At 70.2% G+C, this 16,212-nt stretch carries 13 protein-coding genes and 1 riboswitch; of the genes, 5 read left to right on the top strand and 8 right to left on the bottom strand.

Annotation, left to right across the window (positions count from 1 at the left end; translation table 11 throughout):
• Window positions 1–15: 15 nt before the first annotated feature.
• The 7 genes from ABZ693_RS00515 to ABZ693_RS00545 all read right to left on the bottom strand — a co-directional run bounded on the left by ABZ693_RS00515 (window position 16) and on the right by ABZ693_RS00545 (window position 7,955).
• Window positions 16–1,029 carry a ribonucleotide-diphosphate reductase subunit beta gene (locus ABZ693_RS00515; protein WP_359871726.1) on the bottom strand — a complete coding sequence of 338 codons (1,014 nt, stop codon included), beginning with the start codon at window positions 1,027–1,029 and terminating at the stop codon, window positions 16–18.
• On the bottom strand, window positions 1,029–3,410 hold the full coding sequence (locus tag ABZ693_RS00520) for a ribonucleoside-diphosphate reductase subunit alpha (RefSeq protein ID WP_359871728.1): 2,382 nt from the start codon (window positions 3,408–3,410) through the stop codon (window positions 1,029–1,031). Before ABZ693_RS00520 ends, ABZ693_RS00515 begins: the two co-directional genes overlap by 1 nt.
• A 149-nt stretch (window positions 3,411–3,559) precedes the next feature.
• Window positions 3,560–3,658: riboswitch (adenosylcobalamin-variant (AdoCbl-variant) riboswitch) on the bottom strand.
• A gap of 80 nt (window positions 3,659–3,738) precedes the next feature.
• A complete protein-coding gene (locus ABZ693_RS00525; RefSeq protein ID WP_359871730.1) occupies window positions 3,739–4,257 on the bottom strand; it encodes a GNAT family N-acetyltransferase in 519 nt (172 codons plus the stop codon).
• Window positions 4,258–4,277: 20 nt separating this feature from the next.
• Complete coding sequence (locus ABZ693_RS00530; protein WP_359871732.1) at window positions 4,278–4,922, bottom strand: hypothetical protein; 645 nt, start codon at window positions 4,920–4,922, stop codon at window positions 4,278–4,280.
• 128 nt (window positions 4,923–5,050) lie between these two features.
• On the bottom strand, window positions 5,051–6,676 hold the full coding sequence (mctP, locus tag ABZ693_RS00535; RefSeq protein ID WP_359871734.1) for a monocarboxylate uptake permease MctP: 1,626 nt from the start codon (window positions 6,674–6,676) through the stop codon (window positions 5,051–5,053).
• A complete protein-coding gene (locus ABZ693_RS00540) occupies window positions 6,673–6,927 on the bottom strand; it encodes a DUF3311 domain-containing protein (RefSeq protein ID WP_359871736.1) in 255 nt (84 codons plus the stop codon). Before ABZ693_RS00540 ends, mctP begins: the two co-directional genes overlap by 4 nt.
• A gap of 263 nt (window positions 6,928–7,190) precedes the next feature.
• Window positions 7,191–7,955 carry a GntR family transcriptional regulator gene (locus ABZ693_RS00545; protein ID WP_359871738.1) on the bottom strand — a complete coding sequence of 255 codons (765 nt, stop codon included), beginning with the start codon at window positions 7,953–7,955 and terminating at the stop codon, window positions 7,191–7,193.
• Between the two features lie 284 nt (window positions 7,956–8,239).
• Between ABZ693_RS00545 and ABZ693_RS00550 the strand changes: the two genes are divergently transcribed.
• The 4 genes from ABZ693_RS00550 to ABZ693_RS00565 all read left to right on the top strand — a co-directional run bounded on the left by ABZ693_RS00550 (window position 8,240) and on the right by ABZ693_RS00565 (window position 13,022).
• Window positions 8,240–9,523 (top strand): extracellular solute-binding protein, encoded by a 1,284-nt coding sequence (locus ABZ693_RS00550; protein ID WP_359871740.1) that lies wholly within the window; start codon window positions 8,240–8,242, stop codon window positions 9,521–9,523.
• A 77-nt stretch (window positions 9,524–9,600) separates the two neighbouring features.
• Window positions 9,601–10,593 carry a carbohydrate ABC transporter permease gene (locus ABZ693_RS00555; RefSeq protein ID WP_359871742.1) on the top strand — a complete coding sequence of 331 codons (993 nt, stop codon included), beginning with the start codon at window positions 9,601–9,603 and terminating at the stop codon, window positions 10,591–10,593.
• The gene (locus ABZ693_RS00560; protein ID WP_435842309.1) at window positions 10,590–11,486 is read left to right on the top strand and encodes a carbohydrate ABC transporter permease; all 897 of its coding nucleotides are present in this window, start codon (window positions 10,590–10,592) and stop codon (window positions 11,484–11,486) included. Before ABZ693_RS00555 ends, ABZ693_RS00560 begins: the two co-directional genes overlap by 4 nt.
• 9 nt (window positions 11,487–11,495) lie before the next feature.
• The gene (locus ABZ693_RS00565) at window positions 11,496–13,022 is read left to right on the top strand and encodes a glycoside hydrolase family 3 protein (protein WP_359871744.1); all 1,527 of its coding nucleotides are present in this window, start codon (window positions 11,496–11,498) and stop codon (window positions 13,020–13,022) included.
• 100 nt (window positions 13,023–13,122) lie between these two features.
• Here ABZ693_RS00565 and nagB read toward each other — a convergent pair whose 3' ends face one another.
• On the bottom strand, window positions 13,123–13,905 hold the full coding sequence (nagB, locus tag ABZ693_RS00570; protein ID WP_359871746.1) for a glucosamine-6-phosphate deaminase: 783 nt from the start codon (window positions 13,903–13,905) through the stop codon (window positions 13,123–13,125).
• Window positions 13,906–14,517: 612 nt separating this feature from the next.
• Between nagB and ABZ693_RS00575 the strand changes: the two genes are divergently transcribed.
• Entirely contained in the window at window positions 14,518–15,984 is a 1,467-nt protein-coding gene (locus ABZ693_RS00575) for a sensor histidine kinase (RefSeq protein WP_359872120.1), read from the top strand.
• Window positions 15,985–16,212: the final 228 nt, after the last annotated feature.

Raw genomic sequence — 16,212 nt, forward strand, 5'->3', positions numbered from 1 at the left:
CTCGGAGAAGCGGGATCAGAAGTCCTCGTCCAGGTCCACCGAACCCTCGACGGCGACCTGGTACGCCGACGGGCGGCGCTCGAAGAAGTTGGTCAGCTCCTGGACGCCCTGCAGCTCCATGAACGCGAACGGGTTCTCCGAGCCGTACACCGGCGCGAAGCCGAGCCGGGCCAGCCGCTGGTCGGCGACGCACTGCAGGTACTCGCGCATGGACTCGGTGTTCATGCCCGGCAGACCGTCGCCGCACAGGTCGCGGCCGAACTGGAGCTCCGCCTCGACGGCCTCCCGCAGCATCGCGGTGACCTGCGCCTGGAGCTCGTCGTCGAAGAGCTCGGGCTCCTCCTTGCGGACGGTGTCCACGACCTCGAAGGCGAAGCTCATGTGCATCGTCTCGTCCCGGAACACCCAGTTGGTGCCGGTGGCCAGACCGTGCAGCAGGCCGCGCGAGCGGAACCAGTAGACGTACGCGAACGCGCCGTAGAAGAACAGGCCCTCGATGCAGGCGGCGAAGCAGATCAGGTTGAGCAGGAAACGGCGGCGGTCGGCCTGGGTCTCCAGCCGGTCGATCTTCTCGACCGAATCCATCCATTTAAAACAGAACTGGGCCTTGTCACGGATCGACGGGATGTTCTCGACGGCCGCGAAGGCGGCGGCGCGCTCCGCCGGATCGGGGAGGTAGGTGTCGAGCAGCGTCAGATAGAACTGGACGTGCACGGCCTCCTCGAAGAGCTGGCGCGAGAGGTAGAGCCGCGCCTCCGGGGAGTTGATGTGCTTGTAGAGCGTCAGGACGAGGTTGTTGGACACGATCGAGTCGCCGGTCGCGAAGAAGGCGACGAGGCGGCCGATCATGTGCTGCTCGCCCGGGGACAGCTTGGCGAGGTCGGACACGTCGGAGTGGAGGTCGACCTCCTCCACGGTCCAGGTGTTCTTGATGGCGTCGCGGTAGCGCTCGTAGAAGTCCGGGTAGCGCATCGGACGCAGGGTCAGTTCGAAGCCCGGGTCGAGCAGGTTCTTCTGGGTGTCGGACATTACTGGCAGGCCTCGCAGGACTCGGGGTTCTCAAGGGAGCAGGCGATGGCGTCCGCGTCGGGCGCCTGCGCCTGCGCGGGCACGGGGGTGGTGGCGCGCGCGGCGCGGGCGATCCGGGTGGCCGGCCGGGACCGCAGGTAGTACGTGGTCTTCAGACCCTGCTTCCAGGCATAGGCGTACATCGACGACAGCTTGCCGATGGTCGGCGTCTCCATGAACAGGTTCAGTGACTGCGCCTGGTCCAGGAACGGGGTGCGGGCCGCCGCCATGTCGATCAGACCGCGCTGCGGGATCTCCCAGGCCGTCCGGTACAGCGCGCGCGTCTCGGCCGGCACCCAGGCGAAGTCCTGCACCGAGCCCGACGACTCGCGCAGCGCCTCCCGGGTCTCGGCGTCCCACACGCCCAGCCGCTTCAGCTCGTCCACCAGGTACGCGTTGACCTGGAGGAACTCGCCGGACAGGGTCTCGCGCTTGAACAGGTTGGAGACCTGCGGCTCGATGCACTCGTAGACACCGGCGATCGAGGCGATCGTCGCGGTCGGCGCGATGGCGAGCAGCAGGCTGTTGCGCATGCCGACGGCGGCGATCCGGGCGCGCAGCGCGGCCCAGCGCTCCGGCCAGGTCAGCTCCACGTCGTAGTGGTCCGGGTGCAGGACACCGCGGGCCGTACGGGTGCGGTCCCAGGCCGGCAGCGGGCCGTGGCGCTCGGCGAGGTCGGCGGACGCCTCGTACGCGGCGAGCATGATCCGCTCGGCGATCCGGGTGGAAAGCGCCCGCGCCTCGGCCGAGTCGAACGGCAGCCGCAGCCGGAAGAACACGTCCTGGAGGCCCATGGCGCCCAGACCCACCGGCCGCCAGGTCGCGTTGGAGCGGCCGGCCTGCTCGGTCGGGTAGAAGTTGATGTCGACGACCCGGTCGAGGAAGGTGACGGCGGTACGGACGGTCGCGTCGAGCCGCTCCCAGTCCAGCTCGCCGGCCTCGGTGTCGACGAAGGCGCCCAGGTTGACCGAGCCGAGGTTGCACACCGCGGTCTCGCCGTCGTCCGTGACCTCGATGATCTCGGTGCAGAGGTTCGAGGAGTGGACGACCGCGCCGGGCTCGGCGGTCTGGTTCGCGGTCCGGTTGGCGGCGTCCTTGAACGTCATCCAGCCGTTGCCGGTCTGCGCGAGGGTGCGCATCATCCGGCCGTACAGCTCGCGGGCCGGCAGCGTCTTGCGGGCCAGGCCCGCCGCCTCGGCCGCGCGGTAGGCGGCGTCGAACTCCGCGCCGTACAGGTCGACCAGCTCGGGCACGTCGGCCGGCGAGAACAGCGACCAGTCGGCGTCCGCGTTCACCCGGCGCATGAACTCGTCCGGGATCCAGTGCGCCAGGTTCAGGTTGTGGGTGCGCCGGGCGTCCTCGCCCGTGTTGTCGCGCAGCTCCAGGAACTCCTCGACGTCCGCGTGCCAGGTCTCCAGGTAGACGGCGGCGGCGCCCTTGCGCCGGCCGCCCTGGTTCACCGCGGCGACCGAGGCGTCCAGCGTCTTCAGGAACGGGACGATGCCGTTGGAGTGCCCGTTGGTGCCGCGGATCAGCGAACCGCGGGCGCGGATCCGGGAGTACGCGAGGCCGATGCCGCCCGCGTGCTTCGACAGGCGCGCCACCTGGTGGTAGCGGTCGTAGATGGAGTCCAGCTCGTCCTTCGGGGAGTCGAGGAGGTAGCAGGACGACATCTGCGGGTGGCGGGTGCCGGAGTTGAAGAGGGTGGGGGAGGACGGCAGGTAGTCGAGCCGGCTCATCAGCCCGTACAGCGCCGCGACCTCGTCCAGGGCGCGCACGCTGTCGTCCTCGGCGAGACCGGCGGCGACGCGCAGCATGAAGTGCTGCGGCGTCTCGACGACCTTGCGGGTGATCGGGTGGCGCAGCAGATAGCGGGAGTAGAGGGTGCGCAGGCCGAAGTAGCCGAAGCGGTCGTCGGCGGCCGCGTCGATGGTCAGGTCCAGCCGGGCCGCGTGCCGGGTGACGAACGCGGCGGTGCGGTCGGCGATCAGGCCCTCGCGGTGACCGGTGGCGACGGAGGCGGAGAAGGAGACCGCGCCCTGCCCGGCCGCCTCCTCGGCGATGGTCAGGGTGAGCAGCCGGGCGGCGAGCCGGGAGTACGCCGGGTCCTCGGCGATCAGCCCCGCGGCCGCCTCGGTCGCGAGCTCGCGCAGCTCCGCCGTGTCCGAGCCGGGATGCCGGCCGCGCAGCGCGGCGGCGGCGACCCGGCCGGGGTCGGTGTCGGGGAGGTCGGCGGTGAGATCGGTCAGGATCCGCAGCAGCGCGGTTCCCGGGCCGTCGGTCTCGGCCGCCTGGTCCGCGGATGATGGGGCCGAAGCCGGATCTGCGGGCGCGATGGTCACTGGGGGGCTCTCCCTCGCTCGGCTCGGGGCCACGGCGGGGGAACGGGGACGTGCGGGGGCCGGGAGGATACGCACGGCGCGCCGCGTCCACCGGCCCACTCCGCGAGGCCCGGACGTCTGTGGCACCCGGAACGGACGGACCGGGCGCGCTGTCGGCAGGTCCTCGGACTTTCCTTCCTGCATAAGCGCACGAAGTACACCGTTGCGGGACAGTTCCGGACTTCCACCGGATTCCCCTGCGACGACAGCGAGATGAGCATACATGTGGGGGGCACCGCTCATGGCACCCCCCACATGTTGTGTGTCGGGCGCTTCCGTCCCTTGTGTCCTACGGCGTGTTCCCGAGCTCCAGGGCGTAGGCGAGCAGCGTGAAGTCCACCCCCGGGAGGGGCTGCCAGTCGCGTTCCGGGGCGCGGACGAAGCCCACGCGCGCGTAGATCCGGTGCGCCCCGGCCATCGACTGCTGGGTGGACAGGACGATCCGCGCGCAGCCCGGGACGGCCCGCGCGCGCTCGACGCACGCCCGTACGAGCGCCTCGCCGACGCCCCGGCCGCGGCCCTCGTGGCCGACGGCCAGCATCCGGAACTCGGCCTCGTCCGGGCCGGCTATGTCCGCCCACTTCCCGTCGCCGGTGGTGAAGGTCACCCCGCCGAGGACCGTCCCCGCCTCGTCGGCCGCGACGAGCACCTCCGCGTCGGCGGCGCGCCCGGCCACGTCGCGCAGCAGGTGCGCGTACTCGTCGTCCTCGCCGAACGCGAGGAAACCGTCGTCGCGGTAGGCCCGTACGGTGATCTCGCCGAGTGTCTCGTAGTCGTCGGGTCGTGCGGTCCTGATCGTGAAGTCCATGCGGCGCATTCTGCCGAGGATCAGCCGCCCACGCCCACGCTGTTGTCGGGCGCTCCGTCGCCCACGGGCGGCAGGTCGCCGCGCTCGACGGGCTGCCGGCCGCCGGCCGGCTTCTCGGGCAGGACGCCGTCCAGTTCGCGGTCGTCGGCGCGGTGCGCGTGCTCGGCGGCGGCGCGCAGCAGGTCCTTGCGGACGGTGGGCGGGGCGCCGACCTCGATGCGTACGCCGCCCTCGGCGCGGATGTACGTGTGCCGTTCGGCGGAGACGCGGTACCAGCCGGGCTTCTCCGCCGTACAGCGGTCGCCCCGCGAGGTGGCGGCGCACTCCTTGTCGCCGAAGGTGCCGCGTTCGGCGGTGAGCGTGATCTGGGTGCCGTCCGGGGCGACGTACGTGGCCTGGAAGCCGTCGTCGCCGACGACCCCGGCCGACTGGCGGGCGAGGGTGAAGCCGTCGGCCTCGGTGACGTACACGTGCTTCGGGTCCACCTGCGCGTACCGGGCGCGCTCCTCCAGCTCGGCCCTCGGCGGCGCACCGGGCGTCGGGGTGCCGGTCGCCTGGCCGGCCGGGTCACCGGCGGTGGTGCCGGTCTCGGTGCCGCAGCCGGCGAGGGCCAGGCTCAGGGGCACGAGCAGCAGACAGCAGGCGGATATCGCACGGGAGTTCATCCACCCATCCTCGCCCGGGAAACGACGGGGCCGCCGGGGTTCCCCCGAAGGGAAGGCCCGGCGGCCCGTGGTACGTCAGGTCGGAGCGTACCGAGGTCGGAGCGTGCTCGGGTCGGAGCGGCGGAGGGTCAGTGCCCGGCGGCGCCGACCTTCGGCAGCTCGGTGACGACACCCTTGTCGCCCGCGTCCGCCGTGTAGTCCTCCGGCGAGGTCTCGTCGACCCCGTCGGGCGTCCCGACGGCGCGCAGCACGAGGGTGAGGACGACGGTGACGAGCACGTTGAGCACGAAGGCGGTGAGGCCGATGTAGCCGATCTCGCCGATGCCCGGGATCTCCGCGGACGAGCCGCCGAAGTGCTTCTGCGTGGGGCTCGCCACCCCGTACGCCGCGGCCGTGCCGTAGATCATGCCGACGCCCCAGCCGACGAGCAGCGCCCAGCGGTGGAACCAGCGGGTGAACAGACCGCCGACCAGGGCCGGGAAGGTCTGCAGGATCCAGATGCCGCCGAGCAGCTGGAAGTTGATGGCGACGGTCTTGTCCATGGTGAGGACGAAGACCAGGGCGCCGACCTTCACCAGGAGCGAGACCAGCTTGGAGACCTTGGTCTCCTGTTCCGGTGTCGCGTCCGGCTTGATGAAGTCCTTGTAGATGTTGCGGGTGAAGAGGTTGGCCGCGGCGATCGACATGATCGCGGCCGGGACCAGCGCGCCGATGCCGATCGCGGCGAAGGCCACGCCCGCGAACCAGGACGGGAACATGTCCTCGAAGAGCTGCGGGATGGCGAGCTGACCGTTGCTCACCTTCACCCCGGCGGCGATCGCCATGAAGCCGAGCAGCGCGAGCAGGCCCAGCATCAGCGAGTACAGCGGCAGGATGGTGGTGTTGCGGCGGATCACCTCGCGGCTCTTGGAGGAGAGCGTCGCGGTGATCGAGTGCGGGTACATGAACAGCGCGAGCGCCGAGCCGAGCGCCAGGGTGGCGTAGGTCCACTGGCCGGCCTCGCCGGGCGCGAGGGCGCCCTTCGGCTTGCCGGTGGCCGGGTTGACGGCGGAGAACGCCTCGCCGGACTTGGCGAAGATCTCGTCGAAGCCGCCCAGCTTGATCGGGATGTAGATGATCGCCACCGCGATGACGATGTAGATCAGGGTGTCCTTGACGAACGCGATCAGCGCGGGCGCCCGCAGGCCGGACGAGTAGGTGTACGCGGCCAGCACGCCGAAGGCGATGAGCAGCGGCAGGTCCTTGACGAACCAGTTGGTGTCCTCGCCGCCGCCGACGCCCATCACGTCCAGGACGGCCTGGATGCCGACGAGCTGGAGCGCGATGTACGGCATGGTGGCGAGGATGCCGGTGACGGCGACCGCCAGCGACAGGCCACGGGAACCGAACCGGCCGCGGACGAAGTCCGAGGTGGTGACGTAGCCGTGCTTGTGGGACACCGACCACAGGCGGGGCAGGAAGGTGAAGATCAGCGGGTAGACCAGGATGGTGTACGGCACGGCGAAGAAGCCGGACGCGCCCGCCGCGTAGATGGCCGCCGGGACGGCGACGAAGGTGTACGCGGTGTAGAGGTCGCCGCCGAGCAGGAACCAGGTGACCCAGGTGCCGAACGAGCGGCCGCCCAGGCCCCATTCGTCGAGGCTCTGCTCGTTCTCGGCCCGGCGCCACTTGGCCGCCAGGAAGCCCATGACCGTGACGGCCAGGAAGAAGAAGATGAAGACGCCGAGCGCGACGCCGTTCACGCCGTCGTTCATCGCGCGTCACCTCCCTTGCGGGCACGCTGGTCGAACTGCCACAGCTTGTACGCGATCACGGTGAGCGCGGTCGAGATGAGCACCCACGCCATCTGGTACCAGTAGAAGAACGGGATGCCGATGAAGGTGGGGTCCACCTTCGCGTAGGAGCTCACCCACAGCATCGCGACGAACGGCGCGACGAGGAGGAGCCCGATCACCACCCTCAGGGGTGTGACGACTGGTGGATTTCCTTGCGTGGCTTGTGACATGGCTCCCGTCCCTGGCTGATCACCGCGTGAAGTGGGGGAAATCTAGGGGACGGGTTCGCCTCCGCGTAACCCCTGCCCGCATAACGGATCCGACTCACCGAGGCCGCGTTTTCGATCGAATCCGGCCATACGTAGCCATGGTTGGCCGGCATCGGGCCAACGGCATCTGTCTGATCCTCGTCGGGTGGCCGAAGACGCCGAACGGCCGCGTCCCGCCAGGGGGACGCGGCCGTTCGCCGTCTTCGATTACGGAGAGGAAGGGATCAGTCGAGCGGACGCTTGAGGCGTGCGACGAACTTGTAGCGGTCGCCGCGGTAGACCGAGCGCACCCATTCGACCGGTTCGCCCCGTCCGTCCACGGAGTGACGGGAGAGCATCAGCATCGGCAGGCCGACATCGGTGCCCAGCAGCCCGGCCTCGCGCGGGGTGGCCAGCGAGGTCTCGATGGTCTCCTCGGCCTCGGCCAGGTGCACGTCGTACACCTCGGCCAGGGCCGTGTAGAGCGACGTGTACTTGACGAGGGAACGGCGCAGCGCGGGGAAGCGCTTGGCCGAAAGATGCGTGGTCTCGATGGCCATCGGCTCGCCGCTCGCGAGCCGCAGCCGCTCGATGCGGAGCACCCGGCCGCCAGGGGTGATGTCGAGCAGCCCGGCGAGGGTGTCGTCGGCCGTCACGTACCCGATGTCGAGGAGCTGCGAGGTGGGTTCGAGGCCCTGGGCGCGCATGTCCTCGGTGTACGAGGTGAGCTGGAGCGCCTGGGAGACCTTGGGCTTGGCCACGAAGGTGCCCTTGCCCTGGATGCGTTCGAGCCGGCCTTCGACGACCAGCTCCTGGAGGGCCTGGCGTACGGTGGTACGCGAGGTGTCGAACTCGGCCGCGAGGGTCCGCTCGGGCGGGACCGGGGTGCCCGGCGGCAGGGTCTCCGTCATGTCGAGCAAGTGCCGCTTGAGCCGGTAGTACTTGGGTACGCGTGCGGTGCGGGTGGCGATCCCGTTGTCCGTCTCCGTACTGCCCGCGTCCGTGGCCATGGCCCGCCTTCCCGACTCCTGTGCTGTTGCCGTCACCGGCTCCTCCGTCTGTCGCGGCTCACATGGTGGCACGGACCGGTCACGGGTCTTCGCCCTCCCTCAGGTGTCGGTCCGATAACGGACGCGACTGCCCTTCTTATACACCCTTGACACCCCTAAAGGTCTAGGCCAAGCTCCGGGTACTGGTCTAAACCATTAAAGACCAGGTCCCAGCCCCACAGCTGTACTCGACGTATGTCTTCGCGCGGTGGGAGGGGGGAGCAGGCATCCCTGAGGAGGGTGGCGTGAAGCGCAAGCTCATCGCGGCGATCGGCGTCGCGGGCATGATGGTCAGCATCGCGGCGTGTGGTGGGGGCGACGACAAGGGCGGTGCGAAGGCCGGCGGCGACGCCAAGGAGCTGACCGTGTGGCTCACGGTCGACGCCCAGAACAACTGGCCCGAGCTGGTCAAGGCCGCCGACGACGCGGTGACCAAGAAGCACCCCGGCATCAAGATCAAGCACGAGTACTACGGCTGGCCGGACAAGAACACCAAGCTCGACGCGGTGCTCGCGACCGACAAGGCCCCGGACGTTGTCGAGATGGGCAACTCCGAGATGATCAGCTACATGGCCAAGGGTGCCTTCGCCGAGGTCGACCCGTCGAAGTTCGAGAACTCCGACAAGTGGCTCGACGCCCTCAAGGACTCGGTCACCTACAACGGCAAGACCTACGGTGTCCCCTACTACGCCGGTGGCCGCGTGGGCACCTGGCGCAAGGATGTCGCCGCCGAGGCGGGCGTCAAGGCCGCCCCGAAGACCTGGGCCGAGCTGACCGCCGCGCTCGACGCCATCCAGCAGAAGAAGGGCGACAAGTTCAGCGCCTGGTACCAGCCGTCGCCGGACTGGTACGCCGCGATGTCCTTCGTCTACGACGCCGGCGGCTCCATCGCCAAGCAGGACGGCGAGACCTGGAAGTCGAACCTCTCCTCGGCCGAGTCCCTCAAGGGCCTCACCGAGTACAAGAACATCGTCGACAAGTACATGCACGGCGACAAGACGAAGGACGAGGCCGACCGCCCCGTCGTCTTCGGCCAGGGCAAGTCCGCGACGATCTTCGCCGCCGGCTGGGAGGGCGCCACCGCCGCCGACCCGAAGACCGACAAGGTCGGCGGGCTGAAGGACAAGCTCGAGAACTTCGTGATGCCCGGCCCGTCCGGCAAGAACCTCCCGGTCTTCCTCGGCGGTTCGGACCTGGCCGTCCCGGTCAAGTCCAAGGCGCAGGACGTCGCCGCCGAGTGGATCGCCGCCTTCACCGGCTCCGAGGGCCAGAAGGGCCTCGTCGCCAAGGGCAACCTGCCCAACAACAAGGCGGACCTCGCGCCGCTGAAGAGCGACCCGGCCACCGCCGTCCCGGCGACCGCCGCCGAGTCCAGCTGGTTCGTCCCGACCGCCCCCGGCTGGGGCCAGGTCGAGAAGGGCCAGATCCTCAAGACGATGCTCATCGAGATCGCCAACGGCAAGAAGCCGGTCGAGCAGGCCGCCAAGGACGCCGACGCCGCGATCGACAAGGTCATCAACACCAAGTGACCTGATGTCGCAGGGCCCCGCCGATCCGGCGGGGCCCTGCCGCCCGTATCACGAGAGGGATCGCTGAGGAGCACGGGATGAGTGCCGCTGACACAACCACCGCGAAGGTGCCGCCGGTGCGGCAATCGCCCCCATCGGGCTCCGGGGCCTCGGGCCCGGCCCCTCAGGGCGGCAAGAGGAAAGGCGGGGCGGGCATCCCCTGGCTGCTCCTCGCCCCCTGTCTGATCGTGCTGATCCTGGTGCTCGGCTATCCGCTGGTGCGCCTGGTCACCCTCTCGTTCCAGCACTTCGGCCAGCCCCAGCTCTGGGGCTTCCAGGAAGCCGAGTCGGCCGGCTTCGACAACTTCACCGCGATCCTCGGCGACGGCGAGTTCTGGGCCGTCGTCCTGCGCACGGTGATCTTCGCGGCCGGCGCCGTGATCGTCACCATGGTGCTCGGCATGCTGATCGCGCTGCTCCTCCAGCGCGTCTCCGGCTGGGTCAAGGCCCTGATCAACATCGTGCTGGTGGCCAGCTGGGGCATGCCGATCATCGTCTCCACCGCCATCTTCAAGTGGCTCTTCGACGCCGACTACGGCGTGCTCAACTGGATGCTCAGCAGGCTCCCGGGCGTTGACATGATCGGCCACAACTGGTTCGCCAGCGGCCCGCAGGGCCTGGCCGTGATCATGCTCCTGGTGGTCTGGGGCGCCGTGCCCTTCGTCGTCATCACCCTGAGCGCCGGCCTCACCCAGGTGCCCAAGGAGCTGGAGGAGGCCGCCCGCCTCGACGGCGCCGGCGCGATCGGTGTCTTCCGCTACGTCACCCTGCCCATCCTCAAGCCGATCATCGTGATGCTCACGACACTGTCGGTCATCTGGGACATGGGTGTCTTCCCGCAGGTCTACGTGATGCGCAACGGGCACCCCGAGGCCGAGTTCCAGCTCCTCACCACGTACTCCTTCGACAAGGCGTTCGTCGTCAACGACTACGGCACCGGCTCCGCGATCGCCGTCGTCACCGTGCTGCTGCTGCTCGGAGTCGTGGCGGTGTACATGCGCCAGATGCTCAAGATCGGAGATGTCGAGTGAGCGTCACCAAGGCACCCGCCGAGGTCCCCGCCGTCGCCAAGGCACCCGCCGCCTCGCGTCCGCACCCGCGCAAGCCGCGCAAGACCAAGGCCGGCTGGAACCTGCTCGGCCTGCTTCTCTTCGTCACCCTCGGCTTCCCCGTCTACTGGATGCTCAACACGGCCTTCAAGCCGGCCAAGGACGCGATCGACCCCGACCCGCACTTCTTCCCGTCCACCTTCACGCTGGAGAACTTCCGGCGCGCGCTGGACATCGCGGACTTCTGGGGCCCGGTCGGGCGCAGCCTCGTCGTGTCGGCCGTCGTGGTCGTCATCGGCATCGCGGTCGGCCTGCTCGCCGCCCTCGCCATCTCGCGCTTCGCCTTCCGCGGCCGCAAGATCGTCATCGTCGGCATCCTCGCCGTCCAGATGGTCCCGCTCGTCGCGATGATCATCCCGGTCTTCCTGCTGCTCAACGACCTCGGTCAGTACGACAAGCTCACCGGCCTGATCATCACGTACCTGACCTTCATCCTGCCCTTCACGGTGTGGACGCTGCGCGGATTCATCGTCAACATCCCCAAGGAGCTGGAGGAGGCCGCCCAGGTCGACGGCTGCACGCCGACCGGCGCGTTCCTCCGGGTGGTCTTCCCGCTGCTCGCCCCGGGCATGGTCGCCACCTCCGTCTACGGCTTCATCCAGGCGTGGAACGAGTACCTCTACGCGCTGATGCTGATGAGCCAGCAGAACCAGACGGCCACCGTCTGGCTGTCCAACTTCATCACCAAGAACGGCACCGAGTACGCCCCCATGATGGCCGGCTCGACCATGATGGCCGTCCCCATCGTGATCCTCTTCCTCATCGTCCAGCGCAAGATGGCCGCCGGTCTGACGGCCGGCGCGGTGAAGGGATAACGGCGCCCCATGACCACTCTCGTACGCGGTGCGGACACCCTGACCCGTGACGCGCTCACGGTGCTCCAGCCCGGATTCGTCGGCACCACCGCCCCCGACTGGCTGCTCCGCCGCATCGGCGAGGGCCTGTCCTCCGTCGGCCTCTTCGGACGCAACGTCGTCGGCCCCGAGCAGCTCGCCGCGCTCACGGCGCGGCTGCGCGCCGAACGCGACGACGTGCTCGTCGCGATCGACGAGGAGGGCGGCGACGTCACCCGCCTGGAGGTCAACGAGGGTTCCTCGTTCCCCGGCAACTACGCCCTCGGCCACGTCGACGACGTCGAGCTGACCCGGGCCGTGGCCCACGAGCTCGGCCGCCGGCTCGCCGTCTGCGGCATCGACCTCAACTGGGCGCCGTCCGCCGACGTCAACTCCAACGCCGACAACCCGGTCATCGGGGTCCGCTCCTTCGGCGCCGACCCCGAGCTGGTCGCCCGGCACACGGTGGCCTACGTCGACGGCCTTCAGGCCGCCGGTGTCGCCGCCTGCACCAAGCACTTCCCGGGCCACGGCGACACCAGCGTCGACTCGCACGACGCGCTGCCCCGGATCGACGTGGACGCGGCCACCCTGCACGCGCGGGAGCTGCGGCCTTTCCGGGCCGCCGTCGACGCCGGTACCAAAGCGGTCATGAGCGCGCATATCCTGCTTCCCGCGCTCGATCCGGAGCACCCGGCCACCCTGAGCCCGCGGATCCTCACCGGTCTGCTGCGCCGGGAGCTGGGCTTCGACGGGCTGATCGTCACCGACGGCATGGAGATGCGGGCCGTGGCGGCGACGTACGGCATCGAGCGCGGATCCGTCCTCGCGATCGCCGCGGGCGCCGACGCCATCTGCGTCGGCGGCGGGCTGTCCGACGAGGACACCGTGCTGCGGCTGCGCGACGCGCTGGTGACCGCCGTACGGACCGGTGAACTGCCCGAGGAGCGGCTGGCCGACGCCGCCGAGCGCGTCCGCGCGCTGGCGGCCTGGACCCAGGCGCACCGGGCCAGGGGGGCCGCTCCGGAGCCGGGCGCGGCGCCACAGGAGGGGACCGCGCCCGGCGCCGGCGCCGAGGTCGGACTCGTCGCGGCCCGCCGGGCCCTGACGGTCACCCCGGGAGCGGCGCCGTTCGCGCCGCTCACCGAGGCTCCGTACGTGGCCTCCTTCACGCCCGTCGCCAACTTCGCGGTCGGCGACGAGACCCCCTGGGGCGTCGCCGCCGAGCTGGACCGGCTGCTTCCGGGCACCAGGGCCGGCTCGTACGGGACCGACGCCACGGTGGACGGCGTCCTGACGGCGGCCGGGGAGCGGCGCGTCGTCGCGGTCGTCCGCGATCTCCACCGCCACCCGTGGATGTCCGCCGTCCTGGACGCCCTGCTCGCGGCCCGCCCGGACACCGTGGTGGTGGAGATGGGGCTGAACGAGTCGGAGCCGCGCGGCGCCCTGCACGTCGCCACCCACGGCGCCGCCCGCGTCTGCGGCCGCGCCGCGGCGGAGGCGATCACCGGCCGCTGAGGCCGTCGCTCCGTCCTCCGACGAGGCATAGGCCGAGGCCCGGCACCTGGATCAGGTGCCGGGCCTTCGGCATATGCCTCGTCGGGGTCGCCGGTGAGGCTCAGATGCCCTGCCAGGCGGGCTTGTTCGCGAAGGTGTGGCGGAAGTAGTCCGCGAGCTTCAGCTTGGAGGCGGCGGCCTCGTCCACGACGACGGTCGCGTGCGGGTGCAGCTGGAGCGCGGAGGCCGGCACGAGCGCGGCGACCGGGCCCTCGACCGTCTGCGCCACGGCCTCGGCCTTGCCCTCGCCGGTGGCGAGCAGCACCAGGTGGCGGGCCTCCAGGATGGTGCCGATGCCCTGGGTGATCACGTGGTGCGGCACCTGCTCGATGTCGTCGAAGAAGCGCGCGTTGTCGACCCGGGTCTGCTCGGTGAGCGTCTTGATCCGGGTCCGGGAGGCGAGCGAGGAGCAGGGTTCGTTGAAGCCGATGTGCCCGTCGGTGCCGATGCCCAGGATCTGGAGGTCGACGCCGCCGGCCTCGGCGAGTGCCTTGTCGTACGCCTCGCAGGCCGCCTGGACGTCCTCGGCCGAGCCGTCCGGGCCCATGAACTGGTCCGCGGAGAGGCCGAGCGGCTCGACGACCTGGCGCAGCACGGTCGAGCGGTACGACTCCGGGTGCCCGGCGGGCAGGCCCACGTACTCGTCGAGCTGGGCTATCCGGGCGCGGGACGCGTCCACGGAGCCGTCCCGGACCCGGGCGGTCAGGGCGTCGTAGATGGGCAGCGGGGTCGAACCGGTGGCCACGCCGAGCAGCGCGTCGGGCTTGCGGCGCAGGAGGCCGGCGATGCCGTCCGCGATCAGTTCGCCGCCCGCCTTGGCGTCCTTGACGATGACAACTTCCACGCTGTGCCTGCCGATCTGATCAGGGGCTGGTGAGGACCGATGTGGTATAGACCAATCTTCCTCAAATCTAGCAGAGCGGGGGCCGTTTGTGCGGGTCCCGTACGGGCCTTGCGGGAGGCGGGAAGAGGCTCTTTCATCGTCTGTCCCACGGGCCCCGGCGGCCACTCGGAAGGAGGGGCCGGGGGCGGGCCGCGGCGGCGGGAGGAGGCGCGGGTGGGGCGCGGGGGAGGGCCCGGGAGGGGCGCGGAGGCCGGGGCCGAAAAGAGGCCCGGAAGCGGTCCGGGAAGAGGTCCGGAAAACCCGCGGGCCGCGGCGCCCGACGGGACCCTCAGCCCGTCCGGCACCGCAGCCCGGAGTTGCCCGGCCGTGGGTGTGCGGTCCCCGGCCGTGTGGAGGCCTCGGCGCGGTCAGGGCAGAGAGCGCCGGGTGCCTCGTCCATCCTCCTGTGCGGGGAGGATGGAGGCTTGCGGAAATCATTGTGGACTAGACCATTCTCGGCTGTCCATGCGTGTGAACGATCGTTTCCGCGCCCCCCATACTCCACCACGGATGCCCGGAGATCCAGGTTCACCGGCCCTTGAATCCACGGGTACGCTCGCACCCGTGCCCTCCATGAACGACCTCGTACGCCAGCACACCGCCCTCGGTGAGTCCGACCTCGAATGGCTCCACCTGCTGGTCTCGGAGTGGCAGCTGCTCTCCGACCTCTCCTTCGCCGACCTGGTCCTGTGGGTGCCCACCCGCGACGGCACCCGGTACGTCTCCGTCGCCCAGATGCGACCCAACACCGGACCGACCTCCTACCAGGACGACATGGTCGGCCATCTGGTCCCGCGCGGCCGCCGCCCGCTCCTCGACGCGGCGCTCGACGAGGGCCGGATCGTGCGCGAGGGCGACCCCGAGTGGCGCGAGGAGGTCCCGGTCCGGGTCGAGTCCATCCCCGTACGCCGCGAGGGCCGCGTCCTCGGCGTCATCGCCCGCAACACCAACCTGCTCACCGTGCGGACCCCGTCCCGTCTGGAGCTCACCTACCTCCAGTCCGCGTCCGACCTCGCGCAGATGATCGCCGCCGGCGCGTTCCCCTTCCCCGGCGAGCAGGTCGACATGGACTCCTCGCCCCGGGCCGGCGACGGGCTGATGCGCCTCGACGCCGACGGTGTCGTCCAGTACGCCTCGCCCAACGCCCTCTCCGCGTACCACCGGCTCGGCCTCGCCGCCGACCTGGTCGGCCAGGACCTCGGCCAGATCACCGCCGAGCTGGCCCCGTCCCGCGGCCCGGTCGACGAGGCCCTGGTCAAGATGGCCTCCGGCTACGCCCCGCGGGAGTTCGAGGTCGAGGGCGACGACGGCGTGATCCAGCTGCGCGCCATCCCGCTCAAGCCCAAGGGCCCCCGCATCGGTTCGCTCGTCCTGCTCCGGGATGTCACCGAACTGCGTCGCCGCGAGCGCGAGTTGATCACCAAGGACGCGACGATCCGGGAGATCCACCACCGGGTCAAGAACAACCTCCAGACGGTGGCGGCGCTGCTGCGGCTCCAGGCCCGCCGGATGGACTCCGAGCGGGGGCGCGAGGCACTCAACGAGGCGGTACGGCGCGTCGGTTCGATCGCCATCGTCCATGAGACGCTGTCCCAGAATCTGGACGAGCGGGTCGAGTTCGACGAGATCGCCGACCGGGTGATCTCGATGGTCGCGGAGATCTCCCCGGGCAAGGTCATCTGCCGGCGCAACGGCCGCTTCGGCATCCTGGACGCCGAGGTCGCCACCCCGCTGTCCATGGTGCTCACCGAGATCCTCCAGAACGCGCTGGAACACGCCTTCGCGCCGGGGGAGCAGGGCACCGTCGAGGTCACCGCCGTCCGCGGCGACTCCCGGCCGGCCTCCCGACTGCTGATCACCGTGAAGGACGACGGCCGCGGGCTGCCCGAGGGCTTCGATCCGCAGCGGGCCGGAAATCTCGGCCTCCAGATCGTCCGCACCCTGGTGGAGGGCGAACTCGGCGGCAGCTTCGACATGCAGCCGGGCGCGGAGGGCGGTACCCGTGTGGTGCTCGACATTCCCGTCCATCCGCAGAAATAGACGAACCGTCAGTCTTTCCTTGGTCTTTTCCAACAGCCTTATGGGAAAAGGCCGTTCGAAGGTGATCTTTGAAGTGCTTTCGAAGGCGTTCGGGCCGCCGGGCGGTGGATCACATAAAAACGGACGTGTCGCGGACACAGCAGCGAGCCCCGAACCGAATGAATCGGCTCGGGGCTCGAATGCTGTGGGTTACTGCGCGCGCTGCGGCTCAAGGGGCGGTGATTGCGC

It is taken from the genome of Streptomyces laurentii, assembly GCF_040635425.1.
Classification (GTDB): Bacteria; Actinomycetota; Actinomycetes; order Streptomycetales; family Streptomycetaceae; genus Streptomyces; species Streptomyces laurentii.

Excerpts from the sequence above, each read along its gene's own strand:
- ABZ693_RS00540 (WP_359871736.1), bottom strand. The coding sequence starts at position 6,927 with ATGTCACAAGCCACGCAAGGAAATCCACCAGTCGTCACACCCCTGAGG.
- ABZ693_RS00545 (WP_359871738.1), bottom strand. The coding sequence starts at position 7,955 with ATGGCCACGGACGCGGGCAGTACGGAGACGGACAACGGGATCGCCACC.
- ABZ693_RS00555 (WP_359871742.1), top strand. The coding sequence starts at position 9,601 with ATGAGTGCCGCTGACACAACCACCGCGAAGGTGCCGCCGGTGCGGCAA.
- ABZ693_RS00565 (WP_359871744.1), top strand. The coding sequence starts at position 11,496 with ATGACCACTCTCGTACGCGGTGCGGACACCCTGACCCGTGACGCGCTC.
- ABZ693_RS00525 (WP_359871730.1), bottom strand. The coding sequence starts at position 4,257 with ATGGACTTCACGATCAGGACCGCACGACCCGACGACTACGAGACACTC.
- ABZ693_RS00575 (WP_359872120.1), top strand. The coding sequence starts at position 14,518 with ATGAACGACCTCGTACGCCAGCACACCGCCCTCGGTGAGTCCGACCTC.
- ABZ693_RS00530 (WP_359871732.1), bottom strand. The coding sequence starts at position 4,922 with ATGAACTCCCGTGCGATATCCGCCTGCTGTCTGCTGCTCGTGCCCCTG.
- ABZ693_RS00515 (WP_359871726.1), bottom strand. The coding sequence starts at position 1,029 with ATGTCCGACACCCAGAAGAACCTGCTCGACCCGGGCTTCGAACTGACC.
- mctP (WP_359871734.1), bottom strand. The coding sequence starts at position 6,676 with ATGAACGACGGCGTGAACGGCGTCGCGCTCGGCGTCTTCATCTTCTTC.